The organism is Streptomyces sp. NPDC057486 (assembly GCF_042802415.1).
Taxonomy (GTDB): Bacteria; Actinomycetota; Actinomycetes; order Streptomycetales; family Streptomycetaceae; genus Streptomyces; species Streptomyces yanii.
Genome location: NZ_JBHVEE010000254.1, coordinates 1 through 5740, shown reverse-complemented (window position 1 = coordinate 5740; position 5740 = coordinate 1). Strand labels below are relative to the sequence as shown.

Below are 5740 nucleotides of genomic sequence, written 5' to 3'. Positions count from 1 at the left end.
ATAAGAGACAGCCGCAGGGACCACGGCGCCCGGGCACATCCGCCGGCGAAGGGGCCTCGGCCATTGCCCGGCCGTCTGCCTCATGCACATACTGTCGGCCGACGGGGACCGACCACGCATGGGGGAGCGCATGACCGACAGCACCGGCACCAAGAGCACGGGCGGGCAGGGCGGCACGGCCGTCGCCGAGGAATCGGCCCGCGGGCCGATGGTCCGCGTCGAGGACCTGCACCGCTCGTACGGAACCGGCGCGGGCGCCGTCCACGCGCTGCGCGGGGTCTCCTTCGACGTGCCGCGTGGCGAGCTCGTCGCACTCAAGGGGCGTTCGGGCTCCGGCAAGACAACCCTGCTGAACCTGGTCGGCGGCCTCGACAGTCCCGACGGCGGCCGGATCACCGTCGACGGCACGGACCTCTCCGAGCTCGGCGAGAACGGGCTGCTGGAGCTGCGCCGGGACCGGATCGGCTTCATCTTCCAGTCGTTCGGCCTGATCCCGATCCTGACCGCCGCGGAGAACGTCGGCGTACCGATGCGGCTGCGGAAGGCGGATCCGCGCGAGCGGGAGGACCGGGTGGCGCTGCTGCTCTCCCTGGTCGGGCTCGGCGACCACAGTGCCCAGCGGCCCGGCGAGCTCTCGGGCGGCCAGCAGCAGCGCGTCGCCATCGCCCGCGCGCTCGCCAACCGGCCCGCACTGCTGATCGCGGACGAACCGACGGGGCAGCTCGACGCGGAGACGGGGCTCGCAGTGATGGAGCTGTTGCGCGCGGTGGTACGGAGCGAGGGGGTGACCGCGCTGGTGGCGACGCACGATGCGCAGCTGCTGGGGCTGGCGGACCGGGTGCTGGAGCTCAGCGACGGGCATATCGCCGAGTACGCGTAGGGGCGGGGGAGAGGGGTGCCCGGGTTCACCCCGGGCACCTTTTGTCGCTCATTTTCGGAATATGGGCATTCAGCCTGGTTCGGCGCATCAGAATTCTGTCAATTCGGTCTTCTGCCCGGCTCTCTGTCTCATTTGTCGTAAATCCTCGGGGTAGCTTCGAGTTCGGCTGCCGCACCGGCCGCAGCCGTTCTGAAAGACAATGGGGCCATGGCACGCGGCAAGCTTCGGATCTACCTGGGTGCGGCACCGGGCGTCGGCAAGACGTACGCGATGCTCTCCGAGGCCCATCGCAGGGTGGAGCGGGGCACCGACTGCGTCGTGGCGTTCGTGGAGCACCACGACCGGCCGCGCACCGAGGTCATGCTGCACGGCCTGGAACAGATCCGGCGCCGCGAGATCGAGTACCGGTCCGCCGTCTTCACCGAGATGGACGTCGACGCGGTCCTGGAACGCGCCCCCGCCGTCGCCCTGGTGGACGAACTGGCCCACACCAATGTGCCGGGCTCGCGCAACGCCAAGCGCTGGCAGGACGTCGAGGAACTCCTCCAGGCCGGCATCGACGTCATCTCCACCGTCAACATCCAGCATCTGGAGTCGCTCGGAGACGTCGTCGAGTCGATAACGGGCGTACGGCAGCGTGAGACCGTCCCCGACGAGGTCGTCCGCCGTGCCGACCAGCTCGAACTGGTCGACATGTCGCCGCAGGCGCTGCGCCGCCGGATGGCCCACGGCAACATCTACAAGCCGGACCGGATCGACGCGTCCCTGTCCAACTACTTCCGCCCGGGCAACCTCACCGCTCTGCGCGAGCTCGCCCTCCTCTGGGTCGCCGACCGGGTCGACGAATACCTCCAGGAGTACCGCGGCGAACACAACATCCGCTCCACCTGGCAGGCCCGTGAACGCATCGTCGTCGGACTCACCGGCGGCCCCGAGGGCCGTACGCTGATCCGCCGCGCATCCCGTATGGCCGCCAAGGGCTCCGGCAGCGAGATCCTCGCCGTCTACATCGCCCGCAGCGACGGACTGACCTCCGCCTCGCCCAAGGAACTCACCGTCCAGCGCACCCTCGTCGAGGACCTCGGCGGTACGTTCCACCACGTCATCGGCGACGACATACCCTCGGCGCTCCTCGAATTCGCCCGCGGTGTCAACGCCACCCAGATCGTGCTCGGCTCCAGCCGTCGCAAGGCCTGGCAGTACATCTACGGACCCGGCGTCGGAGCCACCGTCGCCCGGGAGTCCGGCCCCGACCTCGATGTCCACATCGTCACGCACGAAGAGGTCGCCAAGGGCCGCGGACTGCCGATCGCCCGCGGGGCCCGGCTGGGCCGGGCCCGGATCGTCTGGGGCTGGCTGGTCGGGGTCGGCGGCCCCGCCCTCCTCACGGTGCTGCTCACCGGCCTGAAGGACGGCCCGGGGCTCGCCAACGACGTCCTGCTCTTCCTCTTCATGACCGTTGCCGCCGCCCTGATCGGCGGGCTGCTGCCCGCCCTCGCCTCGGCGGCCGTCGGCTCCCTGCTGCTGAACTACTGGTTCACCCCACCGACCCACACCCTGACGGTTCAGGATCCGAGGAACTTCGTCGCCATCGTGATCTTCTTCGCGGTCGCGGTGGCGGTGGCCTCCGTCGTCGATCTGGCGGCCCGCCGTACCCATCAGGCGGCCCGGCTGCGTGCCGAGTCCGAGATCCTCTCGTTCCTCGCGGGCAGCGTCCTGCGCGGTGAGACGACGCTGGACGCCCTGCTGGAGCGGGTCCGCGAGACCTTCGCGATGGAGTCCGTGGCGCTGCTGGAGCGGAAGAGCGACGTCGACCCGTGGACCTGCGCGGGCAGCGTCGGCCCCGGGCCGGTCGCCCGTCCCGAGGACGCCGATGTGGACATGCCCGTGGGCGACCACATGGCGCTCGCGCTGTCCGGCCGGGTGCTGCCCGCCGAGGACCGTCGCGTGCTCGGCGCGTTCGCCGCTCAGGCCGCCGTCGTACTCGACCGGCAGCGACTGATCGGGGAGGCGGAGGAGGCCCGCCGGCTCGCCGAGGGCAACCGGATACGGACCGCGCTGCTGGCCGCCGTCAGCCATGACCTGCGGACCCCGCTGGCCGCCATCAAGGCCGCCGTCAGCTCACTGCGCTCCGACGACGTCGCCTGGTCCGACGAGGACCGGGCGGAGCTCCTGGAAGGCATCGAGGCCGGCGCCGACCGCCTCGACCACCTGGTCGGCAATCTCCTCGACATGTCCCGGCTGCAGACCGGCACCGTCACCCCGCTGATCCGCGAGATCGACCTCGACGAGGTGGTCCCGATGGCGCTCGGAGGCGTACCGGAGGACAGCGTCGACCTGGACATCCCGGAGTCGCTGCCGATGGTCGCCGTCGACCCGGGACTGCTGGAGCGGGCCGTCGCCAACATCGTCGAGAACGCCGTCAAGTACAGCCCCGACGGGGAACGCGTCACGGTGGCCGCCAGCGCGCTGGGCTCCCGGGTCGAGCTGCGGGTGGCCGACCGCGGGCCCGGCGTCCCCGACGAGGGCAAGGAGCGGATCTTCGAGCCGTTCCAGCGTTACGGCGACGCCCCGCGCGGCGCCGGGGTCGGCCTCGGACTGGCCGTCGCCCGCGGCTTCGTGGAGTCCATGGGCGGCACCCTCGGAGCCGAGGACACCCCCGGCGGTGGCATGACCATGGTCCTGACGCTCAAGGCGGTGTCGGGATACGTTCCGGTCGGCCCCGACCTGCCGGCGCAGGTCGCCTCATGATGTCCGTACCGCCTCAGTCAGCAGTTCCGTACAGCAGAAAGGCAGGTCCGCGATGACCAGGGTGCTTGTGGTCGACGACGAGCCGCAGATCGTACGCGCCCTCGTGATCAACCTGAAGGCGCGCAAGTACGAGGTGGACGCCGCGCCCGACGGTGCGACCGCCCTGCAGCTCGCCGCCGCACGTCACCCCGATGTCGTCGTCCTCGACCTCGGGCTGCCGGACATGGACGGCGTCGAGGTGATCAAGGGGCTGCGCGGCTGGACCCGGGTGCCGATCCTGGTGCTCTCCGCCCGCCACACCTCCGACGAGAAGGTCGAGGCGCTGGACGCCGGGGCCGACGACTACGTCACCAAGCCGTTCGGCATGGACGAGCTGCTGGCCCGGCTGCGTGCCTCGGTGCGCCGGGCCGAGCCGGTCGGCCAGGACGGCGGCGACGACGTCGTGATGGTCGAGACCGAGGGGTTCACCGTCGACCTGGCGGCGAAGAAGGTCCACCGCGAGGGACGCGACGTGCGGCTCACCCCGACCGAGTGGCATCTGCTGGAGGTCCTGGTCCGCAACAGCGGCCGGCTGGTCAGCCAGAAGCAGCTGCTGCAGGAGGTGTGGGGGCCCTCCTACGGCACCGAGACCAACTATCTGCGGGTCTACATGGCACAGCTCCGACGCAAGCTGGAGGCGGATCCCTCGCACCCCCGGCACTTCGTCACCGAGCCGGGCATGGGCTACCGCTTCGAACGCGGCTGATGCCCGAGCGCACCGGATCGACGGCGGTCGGCGCCCCGCGCGTACCGGACGAACGTCAAGAACGGGCCGTATCGGATAGCCCGTTCGAGTGAGAGAACGGACATCCGCCCGGACCGCCGTGGCCCGGTACCCTTCGGGTATGAGTGCTGTTCCACGTCCCGAGAAGGCGGAGAGGCCGTCCGGCCGTTTCCGCCGGATGCTCGACCGGCTGTCCAGCTCCCAGCAGGACCTGGAGTCGGAGGAGCTGCAGGAGGACTCGCAGGCATCGGGTTGCACGCGGATCTCCGACTGCACCGACCGCCAGATCGTCAAGGTGACTGGTACGTTGCGGACCGTCACCCTGCGGCCGCGCGCCGGAGTGCCCGCCCTGGAGGCGGAGCTCTTCGACGGCACCGCACCGCTCGACGTGGTCTGGCTGGGCCGGCGCTCCATCGTGGGCATCGAGCCGGGCCGCAAGCTCATCGCCTCGGGCCGGATCGCCATGAGTCACGGGCGCCGGGTGCTGTTCAACCCCAAATACGAACTCCGACCGCTCGGCAAGGAGTAGCCGGTGACGTCTCTCGACAAGCCGACGTCCGACACGGACCGCACCAACCCGACCGCCCAGCAGGAGGCCGACGCCAAGGCGGTCACCGAAGCCGCACTCTTCGAGGCGTTCGGCGGCATCCGGGGGATGGTGGAGACAGTTCTTCCCGGGCTGCTCTTCGTCACGATCTTCACCATCGACAAGAACCTGCACGTATCGGCCATCGCGGCGCTCGTCGTCTCCCTGGTCCTCGTCGTCGTACGGCTGATCCGCAGGGACACCGTCAAGCACGCCTTCAGCGGGGTCTTCGGCGTCGCCTTCGGCGTGGTCTTCGCGATGATGACGGGCAACGCCAAGGACTTCTACCTGCCCGGGATGCTCTACACGCTGGGTCTGGCCCTCGCGTACCTCGTCACGACCCTCGCCGGGGTGCCGCTGATCGGCCTGATACTGGGCCCGGTCTTCAAGGAGAACCTCTCCTGGCGTACCAGGAACCCCGGCCGCAAGAAGGCGTACGCCAAGGCCAGCTGGGCCTGGGGACTGATCCTGCTCGCGAAGTGCGCGATCCTCTTCCCGCTCTACTGGTGGGCCGACACCGCGCAGCTCGGCTGGGTCCTGGTCGCCCTGAAGATCCCGCCGTTCCTGCTGGCGGTATATCTGACCTGGGTCTTCCTCGCAAAGGCGCCGCCGCCGATCGACGTCTTCGCCGAGATGGAGGCGGAGGAGGAGGCCGAGAAGGCCCGCAAGGCGGAAGCCGCCGCGGCCGTCCGTCAGCACGAGGTCTGACCGGCCCGCGACAGCCGAAGGGGCCCGGAACCGTCACTCACGGTTCCGGGCC

Annotated in this window: 5 protein-coding genes; all 5 read left to right on the top strand. The window is 70.2% G+C overall.

The window, feature by feature from the left end; genetic code table 11:
- Nucleotides 1-130: 130 nt before the first annotated feature.
- The 5 genes from ACFU6I_RS47595 (at nucleotide 131) to ACFU6I_RS47575 (ending at nucleotide 5688) form a co-directional block, all read left to right on the top strand.
- Nucleotides 131-880: an ABC transporter ATP-binding protein gene (locus tag ACFU6I_RS47595; protein ID WP_384380567.1), complete on the top strand. Its 750-nt coding sequence runs from the start codon at nucleotides 131-133 to the stop codon at nucleotides 878-880.
- A gap of 207 nt (nucleotides 881-1087) precedes the next feature.
- Nucleotides 1088-3631, top strand: coding sequence for an ATP-binding protein (locus tag ACFU6I_RS47590; RefSeq protein WP_384380564.1), 2544 nt, complete (start codon nucleotides 1088-1090; stop codon nucleotides 3629-3631).
- Between the two features lie 52 nt (nucleotides 3632-3683).
- Nucleotides 3684-4376, top strand: coding sequence for a response regulator (locus tag ACFU6I_RS47585; RefSeq protein WP_384380561.1), 693 nt, complete (start codon nucleotides 3684-3686; stop codon nucleotides 4374-4376).
- Nucleotides 4377-4515: 139 nt separating this feature from the next.
- Nucleotides 4516-4923, top strand: a complete 408-nt coding sequence (locus ACFU6I_RS47580) for an OB-fold nucleic acid binding domain-containing protein (RefSeq protein WP_345514291.1) — start codon at nucleotides 4516-4518, stop codon at nucleotides 4921-4923.
- Nucleotides 4924-4926: 3 nt separating this feature from the next.
- Nucleotides 4927-5688, top strand: a complete 762-nt coding sequence (locus tag ACFU6I_RS47575) for a DUF3159 domain-containing protein (protein ID WP_345514290.1) — start codon at nucleotides 4927-4929, stop codon at nucleotides 5686-5688.
- Nucleotides 5689-5740: the final 52 nt, after the last annotated feature.